The sequence below is a fragment of the Geofilum rubicundum JCM 15548 genome (genome assembly GCF_000974365.1).
Taxonomy (GTDB): Bacteria; Bacteroidota; Bacteroidia; order Bacteroidales; family Marinilabiliaceae; genus Geofilum; species Geofilum rubicundum.
This window is the reverse complement of sequence record NZ_BAZW01000018.1, coordinates 43,527-66,109: the sequence shown is the minus strand read 5'-3', so window position 1 is coordinate 66,109 and position 22,583 is coordinate 43,527. Positions and strand designations below refer to the sequence as shown.

Below are 22,583 nucleotides of genomic sequence, written 5' to 3'. Positions count from 1 at the left end.
GGGAAGTTTACGAATAGGAATTTTCTATATTAATATCAGAAGGGGCCATCTGCTAATAGCAGGTGGCCTTTTTTGTAGGTTTGTAGACAGGGTCGCTAAAAATGAATATCTTTAGAGCACCATTGCTTGAAGTAATTAATAACTTTTTATACGAGTAAAAATATAAATCAATAAATTGTCATGGAAGATCCTAATAAGAAGCAACAATTGAAAATTGAATTGAATGAAGAAATCGGCCAGGGTATTTACTCCAATTTGGCCATTATTAGTCACTCTCCTTCCGAGTTTGTTTTGGATTTTGTGCGTGTAATGCCTGGTGTTCCTAAAGCACAGGTGAAATCGCGTATTGTATTAACGCCTGAACATGCCAAAAGGCTTTTGCACGCTTTGCAGGATAACATTACCCGATTTGAAAAGCAATTTGGACCGGTTAAGGATATTAAGGAAGGACCAGCCGGGTTTAATCCCATGGTTTTTGGCGGGCCCGGAGGACAAGCTTAAGGGGAACAAGTCCGCCGGCCAAAGGGGGGTTACTAAATTCTAATCATTCCCTTAAACAGAATGTGGATGACGGATGACAAAACTAAACCGGACACTGTGATGACATATACTAAACTGTTGCCTGTCAAATGGATGCTTGTACTTTTGTTTTTTTTGCCGGTCTATGTGGCCGGTCATGAAATTGAAGATCCCTGTGGGTTGGAGCTGGGGGCTGAGCAAAGTGCCAGCTGGTTTCCTATGCTGGAAGGCAAGAAGGTAGGCCTGCTGGTCAACCATACCTCAGTGGTCAAAGGCGTGCATTTGCTGGATACCATGTTGGCTTTGGGGGTGGATGTGCAACGAATTTTTGTCCCCGAACACGGATTCAGGGGAACAGCTGATGCCGGCGAATTGATCAAAGATGGTGTGGATGTGCCATCGGGTTTGCCTATTGTCTCGCTTTATGGCGCCTCGAAAAAGCCGGATCAGGACCAAATGAAAGGCCTGGAGGTGGTGGTTTTTGATATTCAGGATGTGGGCGTTCGTTTCTATACTTATATCTCCAGCATGCATTACATGATGGAGGCTTGTGCTGAAAATGACGTGCCAATGGTGGTCTTTGACCGACCCAATCCCAATGGTGATTATGTAGACGGACCTGTGTTAAAGGCCGGTTTCACCTCCTTTGTGGGGATGCATCCCATTCCTGTGGTTCATGGTTTGACAGTGGGCGAACTGGCTTTGATGATCAACGGAGAGCGTTGGCTAAAAAATGGTACAACATGTGAATTGATCGTCCTTGAAATGAATAATTATCGCCATGATTTGGCCTATAGCCTGCCAGTAAATCCTTCGCCCAACTTGCCCAACGATTTAAGCATCCGGCTCTATCCTTCGCTTTGCTTTTTCGAAGGTACGGAGGTCAGTGTAGGAAGGGGGACCGAATTTCCCTTTCAGGTGATCGGATACCCTGATCCGGCCTATGGTGATTTTTCCTTTACCCCTGCCCCGGGACCGGGTGCCCGGCATCCATTGCAGTCGGGCCAGCGCTGTTACGGACTGGATTTGCGGAACGAAGAGGCCGCCCACCGCTTTACCTTACGTTACTTCCTTGAGTTTTACGAACGATCGGGCCGGTCGGACGATTTTATTTCCCGTCGACGTTTTTTTAATTTGCTGGCCGGAACTGACCGTCTGGCGCAGCAAATTGAAGCTGGCTGGTCGGAGGCTGCCATTCGTGCCGATTGGCAAGAAGACCTGAAAAATTATCGGCGAATGCGGGAGTGCTATTTGTTGTATCCCTGATGATTGACAAAAAATTTAGCCGTTATATACATGCGACATTTCTTTATTGTTTTTTTGCTCCTGACCGGATTGGTGTTTTTGGCCCATTGTCAACCGACCCCGGCCAATGGAATCGTGGATGAGCCGGAACCGCCACTGACGGTGGGATTGATCTATGACTCCGCTGCTCAATGGGTGGATTCAGTTTACAGTGGTCTTTCAGAATCGGAAAGAATCGCCCAGCTGTTTTGGCTGGCAGTTGAGCAGCCGGATAATGGGACGTCTTTTGAGCTCTTGAAAGGGCAGGTGGCCAAACACCAGCCCGGAGGTATTTTGCTCTTTAGAATGAGTCCGCAACGCGCAGTGGGGGTGATAGAAACGCTTCAAAGCGTCTCTAAGCTTCCGTTGCTGGTCTCCATTGATGGGGAGTGGGGATTGGGCATGCGCATGCCTGAGGTGCGCTCCTTTCCGTATGCCATGACCCTGGGGGCGATTCAGGATGATTCACTGATTTATCGGATGGGATTGGAAATTGCCCGACAGTTCAGCGTTTTAGGCATTCATGTGAACATGGCACCAGTGGCCGATGTCAATAGCAACCCCAACAACCCGGTCATCGGACACCGCTCCTTCGGTGAGCTACCCGACCATGTGGCCCGTAAGTCGGTCGCCTACATGAAAGGTTTACAGGATGGCGGTGTAATGGCCGTTGGAAAACATTTCCCGGGTCATGGTGATACTTCTACAGATTCTCATAAGACGCTGCCTGTGGTGCATCACTCCAGAGAATTGCTGGATTCAACGGACTTAGTGCCCTTCAAAGCCATGATAGATGCGGGCTTGTGGGGTATTATGACGGCCCATGTGGAGGTGCCTTCGCTTGACAACAGAAGGGGGCTTCCTGCGAGCTTTTCGGACAGTGTGGTCACTGGCTTATTGCGGCAACAGCTGGGATTTAATGGACTGGTGATTACCGATGCTGTGAATATGCAAGGCGCCAAAACGATGGGGCCGCCCGGAAAGGTGGATGTCCTTGCTCTGGCTGCCGGCAACGATATTGTGGAATTTACGGAGGACCTGGCCGGAGGCATTGCGGCCGTTCAGAAAGCGTTGGCCGACAGTCTGATGACCCGGGCCAACCTGGAAGATAAATGCCGGCGTGCGCTGGCATTTAAGTATTGGCTGACCAGGCATCCGTCCCCATCGAAAATGAATAAACAAAACCTCGACAGTCTGCTCAATGCGCCCTCTGCTTTGGATCTAAATCAACAGCTGTCTGATGCTGCCTTAACTGTCCTGGTGAATGACCATATGCTTCCCATGGTGGGTGTTCCCGGGGAGTATGCCTGTATAGTTGTGGGACAAGCCCCGGTTATAGCACTGCAAATGCAGCAGCAAGGGCTCCCGGTATATCAGTTATCGACCAGCGATCCCGCAGCTTTTGATCGTGTTTTACAGAGCATGGAGCCGTATCCCGGTTATGTTGTGGTTATCGCAGACAGTCAGTGGGGAAGGCGTGCCGTGAATCATTCAGGTCGAAATCAGCTCATTCGGCTGGCTGCTCAGCATCCGTCTTTAGTGGTATTTATGGGCAATGCTTACCATTTGTCTCCCTGGAGGGGCCTTGAAAAGGCGTCGGGTTTGGTGATCAGCTATCAAAACAGCAGGGAAGCCCAACAAGCCGTTCTGAAGTTATTGAATGGAGAAATCGGGGCCAATGGTCGCCTGCCGGTTTCTGTCAAAAACTGGTTTGAAGCCGGGAGCGGAATAGTGGTCAGTGAATGATAACCCGGTCTGTTGGGTGAAAGTGTTCATCCTTACTTTGGATAAGGGCTCTTTCCGTTTGGCGAAGAGCCATTGCTCCATTTCGCTTAACCGAACATGTTTTCTCCTTGGTGTAAGCTTTGTGCCCTTTTGTAAATTATAATGGTACGTTGGTAGATTAATTGGAACAGTAAAGGGGTGTAAGACGTATGAAAAGTTAAGTTAAACGAGATGGAATTATTGAGTCAAATACACCTTTTGTAGCCATTTTGAAGGAATGGCACATTGAGTGAAATCCCGCCGGGGAAACAATTTTGGAAATGCAGGAAACTTTTACGTGGGCAAGTGCTGCAGGACCCTTATCGTTTTCGGCGGGATTTTTATTTTTTTCGTTTTACACCCCGAATGGCCTTCTCCGTCCACGGATCATCCGGCCATACATGTCGCGGATAGCGATTCCTCAGTTCTTTACGGACTTCAAAATAGGTGGTGTTCCAAAAACTTCGTAGATCAGAGGTTACCTGCACAGGTTTAAAACCGGGCGATAGCAGGTGTAACAATACCGGTTGGCGGCCGTTGTTGACTGTGGGGGTGTCGGCCAGACCAAACATTTCCTGCAAACGGACCGCCAGAACAGGCGCAGAGCCATCCGCTGAATAGCTGAGTTGAATCTTGGATCCGCTGGGCACTTCGATGGCCGCTGGTGCCAGATGGTCCAGGTCTTTTTGCTGCTGTCGGTCCAGATGGTAGTGTAAAATGCTAAGCAAGTCCAATTTCTTTAAATCTTCATTTTTTTTAACCTGTGTGAGGTAAGGTGCCAGCCAATCACTGCAACTTTCTAATAAGGTGGCGGTGGAAACATCCGGCCATTGGGAATCGTCATTCCAAAGGCTTAGACTGAGGAGTCTGTTTTGCCATTGTTGTACTTTTTCATTGAAGTCGAGCAAATGCCCGCCATCCTTCTCAATCACCCTACAGATGGTTTGGGTCACCTGATCTGGGTCGGGATGAGACAGGGGGCGTGATTGCAGGATAATGCTTCCGATGCGCAGGTCGGTGCTGGCGGTTAATCCCCCTTTGCGGCCATCCCAAATAATATTGTCTGTTTTTTTGACCATGGGTGCCAGATCTTTGGGGTTGAGGGGCGCTGCCAGAAATATTTTGCCCGTACCCTCCCGCGCATCCATGTGTGCCACTGCCAGCCAGGGTTCATGCGCGAGATCGTCGGTATGGGAAGCCATCACATAGCTGCCATTGGAAAGCTGGAATTGGGCATTGTTGCCGGGACGTGCCGAGGCAATCCGCTCGGGGTAGGCATGCACCAGCAGCAGGCCCGTCTCAAAGGGGTCGAAAGGCCCATTGTCGACCTGGTTCTTGAATATTTGGCGGTAGGAATCTGCCACTTGAATGATCCGATTCCAGCCGCGGACCTCCCTTTTTTGCTGGCGGACCCTACGCAGCATCTCAATTCTTAAGTTGACGTCGATGCCGGTGTCCCGCGGCATGGGGTCGCGCTCCTCCAACAGGGCAGCCAAATCTGTGGCCAGCTGAAGTTGGCCGGATTGTTTTGCCATGATGAGCATGTGTGCCAGTCGGGGATGGCAAGGCAGTTGGGCCATTTCTTTGCCATGCGGGGTGATCTTTCCATTTTCCAATGCCCCCAATTGATGCAAAGTGTCGATGGCCTGAGCCACGTGTCCCCGGGGAGGTTCGGTGGGCCATGGCAATTGCCGGATGTCGGTGATGCCCCATATGGCCATGTCCAGCATCATGGGTGCCAGGTCCGACTCCGTTATTTCCGGAAGTCGATGTTCCTGCAGGCGGCTGTCGTCTGCCAGACTCCACATGCGGTAGCACTTGCCGGGACCCAGTCGCCCCGCACGTCCCGCCCGCTGGTCGGCCATATCGCGCGAGATTTCAATGGTCGTCAGTCGCGACAAGCCCGTCCCCGCATCAAAGCGCATGGTACGCCCATAGCCGCTGTCCACCACGATGGACACGCCTTCGATGGTCAGACTCGTCTCCGCTATGGAGGTGGCCAGCACCACCTTTCGCAGTCCCTGCCGGTGGGGCAGAATGGCTGCCATTTGGGCGGCTGGCGGCAGTTGTCCATACAAGGGATGTATGGATATGTTTTTAAGTTGCTGCCTTAGTATCGCCTCACATTGACGGATTTCTCCTTCCCCGGGAAGAAAGGCCAGGATGTCTCCTTTGTCATTGTTTACCGCTTGTGAAATGACGCGGGCCGTCATTTCAGGCAAGAGCATCAGGTCGCGTTGACCGGTATGCCTTATCTCTACCGGGTATTGCCTGCCCTGGCTCTCGACCACCGGTGCCTTTAGTATGTCCGAGAGCTGGGGTATGTTGAACGTGGCGGACATCACCACCAATCGCATATCTGGCCGCAGTATTTGCTGGCTTTCGCGACACAGCACCAGGGCTATATCAGCATAAATACTGCGTTCATGGTACTCGTCAAAAATCACCAATCCCACCTTTTCCAGCGCATTGTCACTTTGCAGCATGCGGGTAAGAATACCTTCGGTGACCACCTCGATGCGTGTTCGGGCGCTGACTTTATGGTCGAAACGAATGCGGTATCCCACCGTTTCCCCCACCTTCTCGCCCAGTAAATCGGCCATGCGCATGGCTATGGTTCGTGCCGCCAGTCGCCGCGGCTCCAGCATCAGAATTTTCTTATTCCCGAGCCAGCTCATCCAGCAGGGCCAAAGGTAAGAGCGTGCTTTTCCCGGCTCCCGGCGGAGCGCTGATGATGATCGAAGGATGGATTTCCAGAGAAGATTTGATCTCTGGAATGACGTCCACGATGGGCAGGGATATGGAATGGTAAGAGAAAGTCATATAGCTTTTGTGCCGGTCCGGCTTTTAGTATAGTCTGAAAATATTTAATCAAATTAATTGCATGAGCGCATATACCCCGCATCGATATCCGTATGCCAGAGAAATAATGGGTGCCTGTCCAAAATTTCATCATGGTTTAGGGCTGCTTTTTGGGTCTGACTTCTTGACAGGCCTAAGTTTGTATAAGCAATGCTTTTCACTGAGTTCCATTTCCAGTACTTGAATGACCAGCAGGTTGACGATGATTTTTTCGGCGGTCCACCGGTTAACACCCGCCAACCGCTGAAAGGCACTCATGGAAATGTGCGGATGATCAGACAGATAAGCGAGCAGGATGTTTTCTGCCTGCGTCAGTTTTAAAAAGGTGCCTTGCTTCCTTTTTTGGCGCGACCAAACTTTCAAAAGCACACTATTGGCCAGGATGTTCTGGTCGTTGACCCGCACATAGACTTTATAGTCGCCCTCTTTGGTAGGTGCTTTGTGCGGTTTGTTTTCACTTTTGGGCACAAGTACTTCGAGCACCGTCTTGCCGTCTTCCTCCCACAAAGCGGTTTCAAATGGGACGGGTGGCTGGCAATACATACTGGCTGCAGCCTCAATCATATAGTATTCCTCATCGGAAGAAACCCCAGCCACGCGTCCGTTGTCCTTTACCCCCACCAGCAATCTGCCGCCATTGGTGTTGGCAAAGGCCGCCAGAGAACGCGCAATTTTTTTGGAGTCGTTTATGGCATATTTGAAATCCTGGGTTTGGTGTTCCCCCTCGGCAATCAGCTCTTTTAAGGTCTTGCTCACTTTGTGCTTGTTTAGAAGACAAATTTCGGAAAAAATCTCATTTTATAACCCTAATTACAACAGATTGTCACCCATGTTGGATGGGATTCGCCTTAGTTTCTTTTGGCAAAAATTAATAAATTTATACATTCCAAGTGGTCATTGATGTCTCATTTTAAAATAAACAAGATGGATCGACGAAAGTTTATTACAAGCACAGGGGTAGCAGCTGGTGCGTTATTGGTGAATTCTGCTGCGGCCATGCCTTCGGCCCCGCAATCTGCGAAGGGGCCGAAGCGAAAGTTTGCTTTGGTTGGAACCGGTATCAGAGGGGTGAATATGTTTGGCCAGAATTTGGTGCGCGATTATGGTGCGTACATCGAATTGGTCGGCTTGTGCGACACCAATCCGGGACGTTTAGAATTTGCAGATGGCTATATTGGAGCCGGGTGTCCCACTTTCACCGATTTGGAAAAGATGATTCAGCAAACAAAACCTGAGGTTTTGATTGTGACCACAGAAGACCGCTACCATCATGAAGTGATTATTAAAGGGATGGAAATGGGATGTGACATCATTACGGAAAAGCCCTTGACCATTGATGAGGAGAAAGCACAGGCCATATTGGATGCGGAAAAACGGACGGGACGTCATATCATCGTTACGTTTAATTACCGTTATCCACCCTACCGGGCAAAGATGAAAGAGCTGTTGATGTCCGGACTGGTAGGGGATATTAATACGGTCGATTTTCATTGGAACATTCATCACAGTCACTTAATGTATTACATGCAACGCTGGCATGGTGAAAGGGACAGAGGGGGAACTCTGTGGGTACACAAAGCCACGCACCATTTTGATATGGTTAACTGGTTTTTAAATTCGGAGCCGCGACAGGTCTTTGCCTACGGTTCTTTGGACCGCTTTGGCAAAAAGGGACCCTACAGAGGTGAGAATTGCCGCAACTGTGCCTTTACCAGTGAGTGTCCCTATTATTGGGATATTAATAAGAATGAATTTTTGAAAGCCCTCTATGTGGATAACGAGCATCACGATGGCTACATCAGGGATAATTGTGTGTTCCGAGAGAACATCGATATTTATGAAAAGCACGCGGCGGTGGTGAAATATATGAATGGTACCCTGTTGAACTATTCGTTGACCGGGGATACCGACTATGATGGTTATTGGATCGCCTTCAACGGCACCAAAGGTCGTCTCGAAGCCCGCATTGAAGGTTACCCGGGAAAGGGTTTCGCGGAAATGACCTTTACGCCGATAGACCGATATACCAATGAAAAACCCAGGATTTTCCGCATCGATTATGTACGCGAAGGTCATTGGGGCGGTGATACCTTGATGATGGATAAGCTGTTTAAAGATCCGGATATGCCTGACCCCTTGAATCAGCAGGCCAGTCTCAGAGATGGTGTGATGTCTGTCTTAACCGGTATTGCTGCCCGTAAAAGTATTGAGACGGGTGGCCCGGTTGATATCAAGGGTTTGACTTCGCTGGAGCCACGGTTGACGATTGTTTAAATAATCAGGAAGAAAAAAGACATAGCATATAAAGAGTTTTTACTCTTTATATGCTATATTTGTATAGGTCCTATTCGATCAGAGTGGGGTTTCATCATTCGATGACCATTAAAACAAAGCCATATGAGTGAACTAATCAATAATTCAGAGAAGCGTAAAGAGATGCTTAAGCACATGATTTTGGAACTGCACAGCGGGCAGGCACCGGAACAGGTAAAAAAGCGTTTGACCGAACTCTTGCAATACATTCCCTATGATGATGTGGTGGAGGTGGAGCAGGAGCTGATCGCCGAAGGGCTGCCGGTGGAAGAGGTGCTTAGACTTTGTGATGTGCATACAGATGTGCTGGAAGGACGTATCGATACAAGCGGTGCAGCCAAGGTGCCGGAGGGGCATCCGGTTGACCTTTTCATGCAGGAAAACCGGGCGCTTGAAGCAGAAGCCAAGGAGTTGGGAGTCCTTTTCGACCAAATACCCGAACTCAAACAAGCGGATCTGCCGAAGTGGCTGGTAGGGGTTCATGGTAAACTGAACAATCTGATGGATGTGGATAAGCACTATCTGCGCAAGGAATATCTGTTGTTTCCCTTTTTAGAAACCCACGGGATTACTGGTCCCCCCAAAGTCATGTGGGGCAAGCACGATGAGACGCGCGAATTTCTGAAAGCTGCTATTGATGCCGTTAGTAACCATGAGGCACTCACTCTGGATGAATTGCCTTTGGTGGTTGAAGGAGCTGTGAAGCCAGCCGTTAAGGCTGTGCTGGATATGATTATGAAGGAGGAGGAGATTTTATTGCCCATGAGCATGGATACCCTGACCGATGAAGAGTGGTACCAGGTGGATCAGCAGACACCCGAGTACGGGTTTTGTCTGATCGACCCGGAGGTGGAGTGGACACCTGAAAACGTGGAGACCAATCCGGTTACCTATGGTGTGGATAACAGTATTCGTCTGCCAACCGGCGCCTTTAATGTGGACGAGCTGGCTGCCTTGTTTACGGTTTTGCCGATTGACCTGACCTTTGTGGACAAGGATGATAAAGTGAAATTCTTTTCGCACGGTCCCAACCGTGTATTTGCCCGTAACCGGGCCATATTGGGGCGTGATGTGCGCATGTGTCATCCACCCGGAAGTGTTCATATTGTGGATCAGATTGTGAATGATTTTAAATCAGGCAAGGAGAACAGTGCCGCTTTCTGGATACAATTCAAGGAGCGCTTTATTTACATCGAATATTTTGCCATGCGTGGTAAGGAAGATGAATATCTGGGAACGGTTGAGTTTACACAGGATTTGACCAAATTACGTCAGTTAGAGGGAGAGCAGCGCCTGCTCAACTATTCCAAATAACCCGGAAATATGCAGATTACGCCAAAGACAAAGATTGGTGAGTTGTTGGAAGAGTGGCCTCAGTTGGAATCCGTGTTGATTGACATATCGCCGGCCTTCGAAAAGTTGAAGAACCCCATTTTGCGCAGAACCATTGGGAAAGTCGCCACCCTGCAGCAGGCGGCCACCATCGGCCAGATAAGAGTGGATGAGCTGGTGCTGCGCCTGCGAGAGGCTGTGGGACAAGCAGGGGAAGTGCATGCCAGCGGGGAGACGGAGGATGTGGTGACGGAGTTACCGGATTGGTTGGGTGACAGCCAGGTGGTCCGGTCTTTTGACGCCACGGATGTGATCAATCGCGGAGAGAGTCCTATGGCCGCCGTTCTGAGTACTGCCCGGCAACTGGGTGAGGGAGAAGTTTTAGAACTGAAGTCGCCTTTTGTCCCCGCCCCTTTGCTGGATATGCTCAAGGAGCAGGGTTTTGCAGTGCTATCCCTACAAAAGGAGGATGGGGTACTTAGTTATCTTCGTAGAAAGTCGTAGTAGGCACTGAAGCCTAGCGCTTCAGTGCGGCTTTTGAAAAGATGTATTCAGGTATTTCCGCGTTGAACCGAATATCGGTGATTTTATATTCGGTGCCCTCTCCATCCTTTAGCATATCCTTATAAATCATGGTTTTGGGAAACCAGCGTCCTTCTGTTTTTTCCACATCCCGCAGCTCAATACGTTTCAGTAACTGTCCGCTTTTGGCGTGCATTTCTTGCTTAAGCGGTATGAAGCGCTCCGCATCCACCCACATTTTGCTTGAATGGTAGGCCACATCGCTCACTTTGGCTTTCAGCTCAAGGAGATAAACATCGCGGTTGTCCAGTTTTTCCTTCCCTAAAATCGTCGCCTCGTAGGTTTCCGTCAGCGGTCGGTCGTCCATCATGTCCTCGTATGACAGGTCGGACCCCATCACCGATTGCCGTAGCATGTGCCCTGCAATCTGAATGGTGCGGTCGGTCGATGGGGAATAGATCCATAGCTGATCCTCGAGTTTCAGCATTTTGGTCCCCTTGTCGCGCGCCGGCGACAGGTACTCGGTGAAGGATTTTTGCGTGCCTACGGCGTATGTTTTAGCGTGAGTGTGCGCGAGGAGCGACGACCGTGAATGGTGATCGACGTTTCCATGATGCGGTTGTCGGACGACAAGTTGTCGTCCACTTTTTGAATGATTTCTTCAGCGGTGGGCTTTGCCTGGGCCAGTGCAGCAAGGCCAAACATGGTAAAAGCCAGAAGCGTGTATTTCATTATTGTAGTTTTATTCATTAATGTATGGGGAATTTCTAAAAATTAACTTGAGGTGGAAAGGAAATCCTGCAACAAATATTATTTATTTTATCTGTCAACATCATCTACATGGAATGATTCAAAAGTTTTAAGCGGATAATCGTGTTAGATCATAAAAATTCAGGTTTCAAGTTCCTTAAACAACTGAGACGTTTGCCTGCGGTAAATACCAATGCCCGCCAGCATGGTTCCGGCAACGGTCGAAAGCAGTCCGGGGATGAAGCCCAGATAGTAGCTTTCGGCCGTAATTCTCGCCCGAATGGTCGACGGCATCATCATGGAGCTCCTTCCATCATGCCAGAAATGTTTAAGCCGTAGGTCTGCAACAACCACGCGAAAAGCAGTCCGAAAGCCGTACCAATAAGCGTGCCGATAATGCCTATAGCGATGGCTTCATAGATGAGGGTAGCAAAGACATGATCTTTCGCTTCTCCCATAGCCAGTCGTACCCCAAACTCACCGTAGCGCCGGAGACTGCCCAGCAGTCCCGCATTCCATAAAACCAGTCCCATGGTGAGGACAAAGAGCAAAGAGATGTAAACCGACCAGTATTGGGCCATCGAAACATACAGGCCCATGTTGCCTTGCCGACTGAGGCTTTTCATGACGGGCGCAAATTCATCATCTGTGCTCGAATGCTGTTGGTTGAAGCGGTGGGCCATTTCAAGGGCGGCTGCATCATGGTAATAGCCTTCCTGCTGAAATCCGAGAATCTCTCCAGCCGCATTCTGCATATCCAAGGCGTAGCGGGCATCTTCCAAATCAATAAGAAGGGCGCCCCGGTCTAATGCCTCAGAACCAAAAGTGACGGTTCCCACCACTGTGAAGTTATAGAAAGCCATGCTGCCGTTCATGGTTGACCCGATTAAGGTAACCGTATCACCCGGGTTGATGTGCATTTTTTGAGAAAAGAGTTCGCTGATGAGGCTTCTCCGCTTTGACTGATTATTTGTCCACGCACCAGCGCGTTATCCAGGTTTAGTCGCCCGGCTTCCCCACTTTCCGGTGAGAGGAAATCGAGACCCAGTCCGTATACCGGTCCCTGCGACCGGGTTTCCCCTTGCTCATTGGGCACATCCAGCAGTCCGCCAAAGCGGATGCGTGGCGCCCAGTCCACAGAGCTAAATTGCGTTTTGAGCGCTTCCAGCAGTCGATCCGTCTCCATCAGTGCCAAATCATTGGGCATCTGGTCCATGTTCTCAGCATAGGCCCGGGTCATGATTTTGACATGGCCATTGGAGAAGTTGGCATTCATTTCAATGGTATCACCCATAAAACCGGTGATGTAGGCATGCATAAAGACCGTTAGCATAACCCCGATGGCCACCACCAGGATGGGTAGCCGACTGCGGCTTTTATCGCGAAGCAGTCCTTTTAGTAGAAATGGTATCATTGTATTTTCCCCCTTAAAGCTTCGGTTGGATTCATTTTAGCAATTTTACGTGATGGCCAGTAGCTCACGATGGTCGTTATAAGCACCACCAGAAGGGTGGTAGAGACGATTAATCCCGGACTGAATACAGGATAGAGAGTTTGGGCGATGGGCACGCCAAATTCGCTGGTATCGACGGGCATGGTCCAGCCGTTTTTAGCCATCCACCAAAGCAAAGGCGTCCCATAGAGGGCGCCGACCAGGGCGGCCAGTACTGAGTGCATGGCTCCTTCCACGGTAAACAGTCCCACGACCTGGCCCCGGGTATAGCCAAGAGCAATGTAGGTGCCGATTTCTTTCTGGCGTTTAAAAATGGACAAGACCTGGGTGTCGAAAATCGCCAACATGGCCAGGAGAAGCAGTATAAAATAGAGAATGCCTTGTCCCACCTCCTTAGTCTTCAGCATTTCATCAATGGAGGCCGTGAGGGTCTCTTTGGTTTTGAGGCTAAAACCCTCAACCGATGTTCGTTCCCTTTCTTCATCCCGAAAGGTCAATATGGTAGTCTCTCCGGGCATGGAAAGCATCTCCTGCAGGGTTTCAAGCGGCAGGTAAATTTGTCCCGCTTCCGCCGAGGGGACATTGGATGAAAAGATATCCGTAATCAAAATATCATGGGCATCGAAAGTGCCGTTGACATCCCGCCAGCGAATGGTCACATATTGGCCGATCTCCAGCTTCAGGTTACGGGCCATCATGGCTCCGATGATGGCCGGGAAAGCTTCGGTGACCGTATCCAATTGGTGGGTCGGTAGTTTGAGCAGCGACTGTTCAGCGGGAATGCCTTTAATGAGGACACTCTGCAAGCGGCCCTGCGGGTAGATGCTGCCTTGGGTCATCAAAAGGGGTACCATGTCGCCTGCCGCTATCTCGTCGGCCAGTTCCGGCGGGATGGGGGCGTGACTGTCGCTCAGCGTGAAGGGATCGTAGGGGTCGTATTGCTGATGCCAATATTTTCCGCCAGCAATTTCCCATTGGGTTAAGTCGGTTTTAGCCTGCAAATCCCAACCCGACATGACCCCTTTCATAAACAGAATGACCACAAAGGAGAAGGAGAGCACAATGACATTGAGCCAGGTGCGCAAACCTGCTCCCGTAAGGTTTCTGTAGGCCAGTTTTATTGCGGTTTTCATAGCTTATGGTGTTTGTTTGACCCATTCTTCCTTGTCTACCCGACCATCTTTCAGAAAAATCTTGCGCCGGAGATAGCCAATCACTTTTTCGTCGTGCGTGGCAAACAGAAACGTGGTGTTCAGCTCCCGATTGAGGGTCTCCATGGTTTTTAAGATATGGTGGGAGTTATCCGCATCCAGATTGGCCGTCGGTTCATCGGCCAGCACCAGGGAGGGCTTCTTGACCATGGCGCGGGCAATGGCCACCCGCTGGCATTCGCCACCCGACAACTTCGGTGGTCTGGAGTCGGTCTTGTCGGTCAGCCCCACCCATTCCAGCGCTTCCTGTACCATTTTTTTGCGTTCTGAAGCGCTGTAGTCGAGCAGCAACAACGGAAATTCCACATTTTCAAAAACAGTGTGCACTGCAAGCAGGTTATAGCTTTGGAAAATGAATCCCAGACTGTGTTTCCGCAGCCGGGCCGCTTCCCTGGCCGATAGCTCCCCTATGGAGCTGCCCAAAACCACCGCTTCTCCGGTGGAGGGTACATCCAGCGAGCCAATGATGTTCAGAAGCGTTGTTTTTCCCGAACCACTGGGTCCAATGAGACCGGCAAACTCCCCGGTATTAAATTCCAGATCAATGCCCTTCAGGGCAGTGAACTCGCCTTTCCCCGCAGGAAATTTTTTAACGAGTTGCCGGATCGAAATGACAGATTTTTCCATGCTTTTTTTATTTTTCTGAACAATATTTCCTTCCCCCAACATTTAAATAAGACCTAATAACCTATTGACCCCATTCCCGCTTCGCGGGACTCCGTTTCACTTCGCAACCCTTCTCACCCCATCTACCCAATCAACCCCATCTACCTAATCTACCCAATCAACCCTATCTTCCCTTCCAAACCTCTCATCCCGCTTCGCGGGACTGCGCTTCGCTTGCCTCTCGACCTAATAACCTATCTAATAATTATAAACCAGCATAACTTGCACCCCATTCCCCGCAAACAGATTTTGTTCCTGAGCCTGAAAAGGCAGTTGGTAGGTCTTGGGGTTGCTGTAAGCCAAGGCATATAGTGACCATCTTGAAAAATCATGTTGCCAGGTCAGCATATTGTAGAGCATCTGACTGTTCCAGTTATAAAAGATCGTAGCGCTGAGTCCGTCGGCCAATGCCAAAGGATAGTTCAGAGAAAGGGCTGAAAATGACAGGGCATTTTTAAGATCCAGACTTTTCGTCCCGTAGGCGAATAATAAATGTTCATAAAGGGTTGTTAACCCGTTACCTATTCCAAACGTATAATCCAGACCAGTGTTTAGCATTAATTGCCGCCCAAATGGTTCTGTCGTTTCACTTTTCCACAGATAGACAGATTCTAGCCAGACACCCGCTCCTACATCCCATTTACCATCCCAGCCCATTCTGTTTTCTGGTATGGTGGCGTCTGCCACCAGAGAATCAGCAAGCGCCCACGCTTTGGTGGATCTGTGGTGATAGGAAAGCGCCACCTCTCCCCGGGGAACCGGCAGTTGCAGTCGCCCGCCCCATTCAGGCCGGCGGAGAGCCGTGCCGGTTGTTTCCCATGATTTGGGTGGCTCATTGCCATACAGAACCCAGAGCCAGATGTTGGCATTGTTCAAAAAGTAGTAACGCCCCAACAAAGCCCATACACCATCCGTAAGTTGCAGAGGGTCGCGGGCATCTACCTGATCGAACCACATCAGGGGCCTCAACAGCGTCGCCGAACCAAAATTAATTTTTTGCAGTCCACCCCGTATTTCCAGTTGCGGGGTAGAGTAGCGCGCCCATAAGCGGTACGCCTTTATCTGGCCGTCTCCACTGTACCGGTCGAACGGCGCTGCTCCTGCAGCACCATTGAGGTTGGCAGAAGCTTCAAAATCCCAGAGTCGCTCACTTTCCGGATTGAGTTGGTAGTTGAATTGGGGCAACCATCTGCCTCCCATCCAAAGTGGCAGCTCATGGGTGTCGTTGACCATGCCCCAGGCAGAAAGCTGTCCGCTCCATTGACTGTTTTGACTGTCAACGGAAATGCCCGGGATAAAGGCCAATAGGATGATTATAGATATCAGGCTACGCATAAGGGGTACTTATGAGGTGAAACCCCGTACAACAGTAAGTTGGTAAATTCCATTATCAGCTGGTCGGCCGAAGAATACAGGCTGTTGAGATAGGGATCGTTAATTATTTCGATCATTTTTTGACTCACGTAAATGTAGAAATCGAGGTTTAGGTCCTTGCGGAAGAGTCCGTTTTCCTGTGCCCGCTCAAAATCTTTACGCATGGTCGACCAGGTTTCCTGTGTTTTTTGCTCTATATGGTCCTTCAGCCCTAACTCGGCATCACCGTAAAAATCGGCCAGGAATTCCTTACTGATGTCATGCGTTCCTTCCATTTTCGCCATTAGCAACTGCTTCATTTTATCTGAGGGGGGCAGATCGGCATGCAAAATTTTCTGAAAATGGGCCAGACTCTCGTCAACAACGCTGTCGAAGACAGCTTTGGCCAACTCCAGCTTATTGGGGAAATACTTATAAAAAGTCATTTTGCTGGTGTTGGCTTCCCGGCAAATTTCTTCGATGGTCACCCGCTTAAAGCCATATTTCCAAAACAGTTGGCGTCCTGTATTCAGAAGGCTGGCTTGTTTTTTGTTTAGTTTACGCATGTCTGTAAATTATATTACAGGAGTAAAATTATACGTTATTTGTAATATTTGCAATAAAAAGTATGTTTTTTGCATGGGAGGTAATTGTTGGTAAATGAGGAAGTTTTTTCTTACTTTGTTTTGATTTGTGACAGAATGGGCGTGGAGGCATTTGAATTTTTTAACCCAAAACAAACACCATGGAAACAAGACACATTAAGTCCTTTGATGAGTTTAAGAACCAATTGGTCTCCAACCCGGATTTGCAAATCAGTTTAAAGAGAATCCGCTGGAAGCCGTTAAGCAGTTTGAACAGCAAAACCCTTTGCAGACCGACAAATGGATTTATCGCATTATTGTCATTGCTTTAGGCTTGACCATTTTGGCCATTATTATTGGCGTTTTGGTGCTGATGGGCAGCGGTCAGATAACCAACGATCAGGGTGTTCCCACCGTATTAACAGCCATCGGTTCTGCAGCCATCGGTGCTTTGGCCGGTCTGTTGGCACCTTCCCCTAAATAAATTTTGACTTATGTCTGATAGAATAACCAACATTCTAAAATTGATCGTTGCCCTGGTCATCCCTTTGGGACTGGGCGCTTTGGCCGGTATGGTTACTTCGGAGGCCATTCCGGAATGGTACGCGACGCTTAATAGACCCTCATTCAGTCCCCCCAACTGGTTGTTTGGGCCTGTATGGACGATCCTGTATATCTTATTGGGGATATCTTTCTTTCTGGTCTGGAAGGAAGCGCCTGGTAAGAATAGAAACAGAGCACTGCTTATTTTTGGCGTTCAAATGGTGCTGAATTTTGCATGGACCTTCATCTTCTTCTATTTTAAAATGCTCCAATTGGCCTTGATGGAGATCCTGCTTTTATGGCTCAGTATATTGGTTATGATGCTGTGGTTTTACAGGGTTAAGCCCCTGGCGGCTTACCTCAATATTCCTTACATTCTATGGGTGACTTTTGCGACGGTGCTGAATGCCGGATACTATTTTTTAAATAGTTGATGTTTTTTGCCTGAGGCAAATGCCAACTTCTGGACCATAATACCGATTTCCATTTTGTTTAGATAGATTTCAAATTAAGGATGCCAGATAAAAAAGAGGGTTTTTATGACAAAAGTCATAAAAACCCTCTTTTTTAATGTTGTAATTTAAATAAAGAAAAAAATCTCCAATTGATTTGGCACTTTTTATTTTTTGTTTTCGGATAGCAGAAAATAGCCTGAAGGGAAAATTTGAACGGATGCCAGGTGCTTAAAATTCAAAGTTATGCCAGAATCTCAAAGCATTGTTCACAAGGCTGCCACAAAGCGTGGCAGAAAGCGTCAATCGCTGTTGCCTATTCTACAGGATATTTATGAGCATAAGCATGTGATTGACGAGGAAGATATGGTGGAGGTAGCGCGGGAATTGGATATTTCGGCCGCCCATGTTTATGGAACTGCCACTTTTTACAGTTTTTTGGAAACCCGGCAAAGCGGCCAATTCATTATTCGTCTGTGTAAAACCATCACTTGCATGATGCATGGCAAGAATCTGATTCTTCAGGAGTTGGAGCGTATTCTTAAGATCAAACCCGGGCAGACAACTCCCGATGGTTTGTTTACCCTGAAAGAAGCCAACTGTTTGGGACAATGCCATAAGGGTCCCGCCATGCTGGTGAACGATACTCCCCATACCGAGCTGACTCCCGAAAAAATCCGTGATATTATTGATGGTTACCGTCGGGAGGCGCTTAAATTATAATCCTGGTGGGCTGCGTTTTCGAATTTTCTTAAATCTGAAACCATGACAAAGACATTGAAACGTCTCGACCTGATTTTTAAAAATGAAGGTGACTCCGAAGCCATTCTGGAAAAAACCTTGTCGAGGAACAACGAAGATATTATCAGCGATTTGATTGCTTCCGGCTTAAAAGGACGGGGTGGGGCCGGTTTTCCAACGGGCTTAAAATGGCGCCTGACTGGCGAAGTAGAGGCCGATCAGAAATATGTTATATGTAATGCGGACGAAGGGGAACCCGGGACTTTTAAAGACCGGGAAATTCTTTCGAGCGTGCCGCATAAAGTGTTGACCGGCATGGCCGTTTGTGGTCGGATAATAGGCGCTACCAAGGGTTTTATTTATCTGAGAAACGAATACAAATTTCTGGTGCCCAAGTTGCGCACAGCTCTGGACGACTTCCATTTGATCATGGATAAGTTAAACCTCGATTTCAGGGTCGATATTTTTATGGGATCCGGGGCCTACATCTGTGGAGAGGAAAGCGCTTTGTTCGAAAGCATGGAGGGCAAACGGGGCGAGCCGCGAAATAAGCCACCCTATCCCACCAATTACGGTTACAATGGTAAACCCACGGTTATTAACAATGTAGAAACCTTGGCACATACCTATTCCATTTTTAAATATGGTGCTGAAAAATTCCGCGATTTGGGCGTGAAGGACAGTCGGGGAAGCAAGGTGTTTTCTGTTTCGGGAGACACGCCCATACCGGGGATTTATGAATTGGAATTTGGCATGACCCTGCAAAGGTTTGTGGATGATTTTGGGGATGGGGATGCCAAAGCTGTTCAGGTAGGAGGTGCGGCCGGGTTTTGCGTGCCCCGGAAAAGGTTTGAGAAGACCATTATCGGGTATCAGGGAAAATTGACAGGCGTATCGCTACCCACCGGAGGTTCAATGATGATATTCAATTCCTCCCGTTCGATGTACAATGTTTTGCATAATTATCTGGAATTTTTTGTAGAGGAGAGTTGCGGGCAATGCACCCCCTGTCGTGTGGGTACCCAGCAATTGTTAATGGGAGTAGAGGCTGTAAAGCGCGGCGATAAGTCTTCCGATTACTTAAACAAGCTTCTTGAGTTGTCCGAGATTATGCGGCAGACAGCCAAGTGTGGTTTGGGGCAATCGGTGGCCAACTCCTTCAGTTCTATTGTTGAGAATTTTAAGGAGGAAATGATTTATTAGGAGGGATGGATCTTCGATGATTACTAATCAAAAATTTGGGAACCATGGACAATCAGGTAACATTAAAAATAGACAACATATCGGTCAGTGTTAAACAGGGAACGACTTTACTGGAGGCTGCCCGTACCATTAATGTACGGATTCCCACCTTGTGTCACCATGAAGATTTATGCGTCGCCGGAAATTGTCGGGTTTGTGTGGTGGAGCAGTCGGGAAGCGACCGGCTTTTACCTGCCTGTGCCATCCCGGCCGCCGATGGTATGGAAATTCATACCAACAGTCTGAAAGCCCGCAATGCCCGCAAGCAGATAATAGAGTTGCTCGTGTCGGAACACCGGCTGAATGTACCACCTGTTATAAGAATGGGAATTGTGAATTGCAAAGCCTGTCGCATGAGTATATTATTGGTGAAAACGGGTACATCAATCTGATACCCTTTAAAGATTATACGATAGATTATTTTTCCCCGTCCATCATAAAGGATGATTCAAAATGTATTCGGTGCCAAAGGTGTGTCCGTACCTGCGATGAATTGCAGAATATCGGGGCATTGACGGTTTCGGGAAAGGGCAGTGAAATGAAGATCTCCACCTTTTTTGAAAAGTCGATGTATCAGGTGGTGTGCACCAACTGCGGACAATGCGTGAACCGCTGTCCCACCGGTGCTTTGGTTGAGAAACACTACATTGATGAGGTGTGGGGAGCCATCAATAACGACAAAAAATACGTGGTGGTGCAAACAGCTCCGGCGGTGCGCATCGCCCTGGGCGAGGCTCTGGGCATCGATCCGGGAGAGATTGTCACCGGTAAGATGGTGGCCGCCCTGAAGCGCATGGGCTTTGACGCCGTTTTAGATACCGATTTTACGGCCGACCTCACCATTATTGAAGAGGGACATGAGTTGCTGCAAAGATTGACCCGGGCTTTGAAGGACAAGGATCCGGCTGTGAAATTACCCATGACCACCAGTTGTTCGCCGGGTTGGATAAAATTTATAGAACATCTCTTTCCAGAGTTCCTGAGCCATTTGTCGACCGCCAAATCACCACAGCAAATGTTTGGTGCGCTGGCCAAGACCTATTACGCCAAAAAGACAGGGGTTGATCCGGCCTCCATGGTCAGCGTTTCCATTATGCCTTGTACCGCCAAAAAATTTGAGGCCAACCGACCTGAAATGTATGCCAGTGGCTATCAGGATGTGGACTATGTTTTAACCACCCGTGAGCTGGCCCTGATGATAAAACAAGCCGGAATTGATTTTAAAACGCTGGCGGATGATAATTACGACAGTTTTATGGGTGAGAGTTCAGGTGCCGGTGTTATATTTGGTGCCACAGGTGGGGTTATGGAAGCGGCCTTGCGGACGGTTTATGAAGTGGTGACCGGCAGGGAAGTCCCGTTTGAAGGGCTCAATATTACCCCTGTAAGAGGTATGGAAGGGGTACGGGAAGCTGCCATTAAAATTGAACAGCCCTTACCTGAATATGATTTTCTGGAAGGAGTGGAGGTAAAAACATGCGTAGCGCATGGCTTGGCCAATGCCAAGACCGTGATGCAAAAGGTAAAGGATGGCACTGCTGCGTATCATTTTATTGAAATCATGGCCTGTCCGGGTGGATGTCTCGGTGGAGGCGGTCAACCCATACCTACTTCGCCCGAAATTCGTCGTCAACGTACTTCCGCCATTTATAGTGAGGATGCCCATAAGATGATTCGGAAGTCGCATGAAAACCCGGAAGTGTTGAGATTTATAAGGATTTTCTCATTGAGCCACTCGGACACCTGTCGCATAAATTGCTGCACACAACTTATACGCCCCGTGAACGCTATTAAGCGTGCAAAAGGGGCTTGCTAAAGATTTAAACGATATGGTACCAGCACACAACATAACGATTTGTCTGGGGAGCAGCTGCTTTTCAAGGGGGAATAAATCCATTCTTGACATCGTTAAGAATTATTTAAAGCAACACCAACTTGAATCGTCTGTGTTTTTTAGCGGTGAGCTGTGTACCGGACTGTGCGAAGAAGGTCCTGTTTTGAAAATTGATGATGCGGTTTTTAAGGGTGTTACAACTGAAAATGTGTATGAGATTTTGAATCGTTTTTTTGTGGAGGAGTAGCTATGCCTGTAGAAAGCAGGCCAGCAAATTTAAAATAAATATTTTTTATGAGTCAGTTGGTAGTTGTAGATCCTGATAAATGTAATCTGAGTTTTACCTGCATCAGGGTGTGCCCTGTTAAGGCCATCAAGATAGAAGATAACCATGCCAAAGTCGTCGCTGAGCGTTGTGTTGATTGCGGTCATTGCGTAACCGTTTGTGCCCAGAATGCCATATCTTACCGTCAGGAGAAGGATCGGGTACGGGACCTGATAGGCTCCGACAAACCAACGGCCGCTATTTGCGATCCATCCATATCGGGCGAATTCGTGGATATTTCCGATTTTCGAAAATTCGTGGCCATGATAAGGGCACTGGGTTTCGATTATGTGCTGGATACCGCTTTTGGGGTAGATTTAATTGCTTATAAGTACAAGGATTTGTTGAACGACTTTCATGGAAAGTATTACATACACACGGTTTGTCCCCCGGTTCCCTGGTTTGTTGAGAAGTTTCATCCTGAGCTGGTGGAGAATTTAGCCCCCCTGGTGCCTCCTTACGTGGCCATGGCCAAAGTTGTTCGCGAGATGTATGGTCATGATGCGCAGGTGGTTTACATCACTTCCTGTGTGGCAGCTAAGGATGATGCCCGCATGCATAAAGAAAGCGGAAGGGTGGATGGCGTCATTACCTTTGTCGAGTTGCGGGAAATGTTTGAGGAAAACGGAATTTCTGAGAATTTTGTGGAGTTCAGTGATTTTGATCCTCCTGTTGGCCGAAAAGGTGGATTGTTCCCCATTCGCAGAGGCATGTTGCAGGCTGTAGACATCAATCAGGAGCTTTTGTCAGGCGATATCATCAGTGCCAATGGCAAGACCGATTTTCTTCAATCCATTGAAGAGTTTAAGCGGGAAACAGGCTGAAGCAGCACC

Annotated in this window: 25 protein-coding genes and 2 pseudogenes; 15 read left to right on the top strand and 12 right to left on the bottom strand. The window is 48.6% G+C overall.

Annotated elements, in window-relative coordinates; translation table 11 throughout:
* The first annotated feature begins 180 nt into the window (after window positions 1–180).
* The 3 genes from JCM15548_RS10100 (at window position 181) to JCM15548_RS10090 (ending at window position 3,549) form a co-directional block, all read left to right on the top strand.
* Complete coding sequence (locus tag JCM15548_RS10100) at window positions 181–501, top strand: DUF3467 domain-containing protein (protein WP_062124922.1); 321 nt, start codon at window positions 181–183, stop codon at window positions 499–501.
* A 99-nt stretch (window positions 502–600) separates the two neighbouring features.
* Window positions 601–1,785, top strand: a complete 1,185-nt coding sequence (locus JCM15548_RS10095) for an exo-beta-N-acetylmuramidase NamZ family protein (RefSeq protein WP_227625680.1) — start codon at window positions 601–603, stop codon at window positions 1,783–1,785.
* 30 nt (window positions 1,786–1,815) lie between these two features.
* Window positions 1,816–3,549, top strand: coding sequence for a glycoside hydrolase family 3 protein (locus tag JCM15548_RS10090; protein WP_062124920.1), 1,734 nt, complete (start codon window positions 1,816–1,818; stop codon window positions 3,547–3,549).
* A 359-nt stretch (window positions 3,550–3,908) separates the two neighbouring features.
* Here JCM15548_RS10090 and hrpB read toward each other — a convergent pair whose 3' ends face one another.
* From hrpB to JCM15548_RS10080, 3 genes are all read right to left on the bottom strand, one after another.
* On the bottom strand, window positions 3,909–6,245 hold the full coding sequence (gene hrpB / locus JCM15548_RS10085) for an ATP-dependent helicase HrpB (RefSeq protein ID WP_227625679.1): 2,337 nt from the start codon (window positions 6,243–6,245) through the stop codon (window positions 3,909–3,911).
* A complete protein-coding gene (locus JCM15548_RS23730; RefSeq protein WP_227625678.1) occupies window positions 6,226–6,390 on the bottom strand; it encodes a hypothetical protein in 165 nt (54 codons plus the stop codon). The genes hrpB and JCM15548_RS23730 overlap by 20 nt, the downstream gene beginning before the upstream one ends.
* Window positions 6,391–6,519: 129 nt before the next feature.
* Complete coding sequence (locus tag JCM15548_RS10080) at window positions 6,520–7,185, bottom strand: AlbA family DNA-binding domain-containing protein (protein ID WP_062124918.1); 666 nt, start codon at window positions 7,183–7,185, stop codon at window positions 6,520–6,522.
* 168 nt (window positions 7,186–7,353) lie between these two features.
* Here JCM15548_RS10080 and JCM15548_RS10075 point away from each other — a divergent pair, with 168 nt between their 5' ends.
* The 3 genes from JCM15548_RS10075 to JCM15548_RS10065 all read left to right on the top strand — a co-directional run bounded on the left by JCM15548_RS10075 (window position 7,354) and on the right by JCM15548_RS10065 (window position 10,578).
* Complete coding sequence (locus tag JCM15548_RS10075; RefSeq protein ID WP_227625677.1) at window positions 7,354–8,703, top strand: Gfo/Idh/MocA family protein; 1,350 nt, start codon at window positions 7,354–7,356, stop codon at window positions 8,701–8,703.
* 123 nt (window positions 8,704–8,826) lie between these two features.
* Window positions 8,827–10,056 (top strand): DUF438 domain-containing protein, encoded by a 1,230-nt coding sequence (locus tag JCM15548_RS10070; RefSeq protein WP_062124914.1) that lies wholly within the window; start codon window positions 8,827–8,829, stop codon window positions 10,054–10,056.
* A 9-nt stretch (window positions 10,057–10,065) separates the two neighbouring features.
* Window positions 10,066–10,578 (top strand): DUF1858 domain-containing protein, encoded by a 513-nt coding sequence (locus JCM15548_RS10065; RefSeq protein WP_062124912.1) that lies wholly within the window; start codon window positions 10,066–10,068, stop codon window positions 10,576–10,578.
* Window positions 10,579–10,591: 13 nt separating this feature from the next.
* On the opposite strand, the pseudogene JCM15548_RS10060 reads toward JCM15548_RS10065, so the two are convergent.
* The 9 genes and pseudogenes from JCM15548_RS10060 to JCM15548_RS10035 all read right to left on the bottom strand — a co-directional run.
* A pseudogene (locus tag JCM15548_RS10060) lies at window positions 10,592–11,128 on the bottom strand (outer membrane lipoprotein-sorting protein); the annotation flags it as partial.
* 11 nt (window positions 11,129–11,139) lie between these two features.
* The gene (locus tag JCM15548_RS23725) at window positions 11,140–11,346 is read right to left on the bottom strand and encodes a hypothetical protein (RefSeq protein ID WP_227625676.1); all 207 of its coding nucleotides are present in this window, start codon (window positions 11,344–11,346) and stop codon (window positions 11,140–11,142) included.
* Between the two features lie 141 nt (window positions 11,347–11,487).
* Entirely contained in the window at window positions 11,488–11,646 is a 159-nt protein-coding gene (locus JCM15548_RS23720; protein ID WP_227625675.1) for a hypothetical protein, read from the bottom strand.
* Complete coding sequence (locus JCM15548_RS23715; protein ID WP_227625674.1) at window positions 11,643–12,266, bottom strand: ABC transporter permease; 624 nt, start codon at window positions 12,264–12,266, stop codon at window positions 11,643–11,645. The genes JCM15548_RS23720 and JCM15548_RS23715 overlap by 4 nt, the downstream gene beginning before the upstream one ends.
* On the bottom strand, window positions 12,233–12,760 hold the full coding sequence (locus JCM15548_RS23710; RefSeq protein WP_227625673.1) for a hypothetical protein: 528 nt from the start codon (window positions 12,758–12,760) through the stop codon (window positions 12,233–12,235). Before JCM15548_RS23710 ends, JCM15548_RS23715 begins: the two co-directional genes overlap by 34 nt.
* On the bottom strand, window positions 12,757–13,932 hold the full coding sequence (locus JCM15548_RS10050) for an ABC transporter permease (protein ID WP_062124910.1): 1,176 nt from the start codon (window positions 13,930–13,932) through the stop codon (window positions 12,757–12,759). The genes JCM15548_RS23710 and JCM15548_RS10050 overlap by 4 nt, the downstream gene beginning before the upstream one ends.
* A gap of 3 nt (window positions 13,933–13,935) precedes the next feature.
* Window positions 13,936–14,637 (bottom strand): ABC transporter ATP-binding protein, encoded by a 702-nt coding sequence (locus tag JCM15548_RS10045; RefSeq protein ID WP_062124929.1) that lies wholly within the window; start codon window positions 14,635–14,637, stop codon window positions 13,936–13,938.
* Window positions 14,638–14,874: 237 nt separating this feature from the next.
* On the bottom strand, window positions 14,875–16,011 hold the full coding sequence (locus JCM15548_RS10040; RefSeq protein ID WP_157482629.1) for a hypothetical protein: 1,137 nt from the start codon (window positions 16,009–16,011) through the stop codon (window positions 14,875–14,877).
* Window positions 15,999–16,595: a TetR/AcrR family transcriptional regulator gene (locus JCM15548_RS10035; protein ID WP_062124906.1), complete on the bottom strand. Its 597-nt coding sequence runs from the start codon at window positions 16,593–16,595 to the stop codon at window positions 15,999–16,001. Before JCM15548_RS10035 ends, JCM15548_RS10040 begins: the two co-directional genes overlap by 13 nt.
* 304 nt (window positions 16,596–16,899) lie before the next feature.
* Between JCM15548_RS10035 and JCM15548_RS10030 the strand changes: the two genes are divergently transcribed.
* The 9 genes and pseudogenes from JCM15548_RS10030 to JCM15548_RS23695 all read left to right on the top strand — a co-directional run bounded on the left by JCM15548_RS10030 (window position 16,900) and on the right by JCM15548_RS23695 (window position 22,574).
* Window positions 16,900–17,097 carry a hypothetical protein gene (locus JCM15548_RS10030; RefSeq protein WP_062124904.1) on the top strand — a complete coding sequence of 66 codons (198 nt, stop codon included), beginning with the start codon at window positions 16,900–16,902 and terminating at the stop codon, window positions 17,095–17,097.
* 10 nt (window positions 17,098–17,107) lie between these two features.
* On the top strand, window positions 17,108–17,590 hold the full coding sequence (locus tag JCM15548_RS10025) for a TspO/MBR family protein (protein WP_062124902.1): 483 nt from the start codon (window positions 17,108–17,110) through the stop codon (window positions 17,588–17,590).
* Window positions 17,591–17,854: 264 nt separating this feature from the next.
* Window positions 17,855–18,331, top strand: coding sequence for an NADH-quinone oxidoreductase subunit NuoE family protein (locus tag JCM15548_RS10020; protein WP_062124900.1), 477 nt, complete (start codon window positions 17,855–17,857; stop codon window positions 18,329–18,331).
* Between the two features lie 42 nt (window positions 18,332–18,373).
* Window positions 18,374–19,552, top strand: a complete 1,179-nt coding sequence (locus JCM15548_RS10015; protein ID WP_062124898.1) for an NADH-ubiquinone oxidoreductase-F iron-sulfur binding region domain-containing protein — start codon at window positions 18,374–18,376, stop codon at window positions 19,550–19,552.
* Between the two features lie 44 nt (window positions 19,553–19,596).
* Window positions 19,597–19,983, top strand: a complete 387-nt coding sequence (locus tag JCM15548_RS23705; RefSeq protein WP_227625672.1) for a 2Fe-2S iron-sulfur cluster-binding protein — start codon at window positions 19,597–19,599, stop codon at window positions 19,981–19,983.
* Window positions 19,923–21,137 (top strand): annotated as a pseudogene (locus tag JCM15548_RS10010) ([FeFe] hydrogenase, group A); the annotation flags it as partial. The gene JCM15548_RS23705 and the pseudogene JCM15548_RS10010, both read left to right, overlap by 61 nt.
* A 15-nt stretch (window positions 21,138–21,152) precedes the next feature.
* Window positions 21,153–21,407: an iron hydrogenase small subunit gene (locus tag JCM15548_RS26600; RefSeq protein ID WP_439645448.1), complete on the top strand. Its 255-nt coding sequence runs from the start codon at window positions 21,153–21,155 to the stop codon at window positions 21,405–21,407.
* A 13-nt stretch (window positions 21,408–21,420) separates the two neighbouring features.
* On the top strand, window positions 21,421–21,672 hold the full coding sequence (locus JCM15548_RS10005) for an NAD(P)H-dependent oxidoreductase subunit E (protein WP_062124895.1): 252 nt from the start codon (window positions 21,421–21,423) through the stop codon (window positions 21,670–21,672).
* Window positions 21,673–21,719: 47 nt separating this feature from the next.
* Window positions 21,720–22,574, top strand: a complete 855-nt coding sequence (locus JCM15548_RS23695) for a [Fe-Fe] hydrogenase large subunit C-terminal domain-containing protein (RefSeq protein ID WP_227625671.1) — start codon at window positions 21,720–21,722, stop codon at window positions 22,572–22,574.
* The last annotated feature ends 9 nt before the right edge of the window (window positions 22,575–22,583 follow it).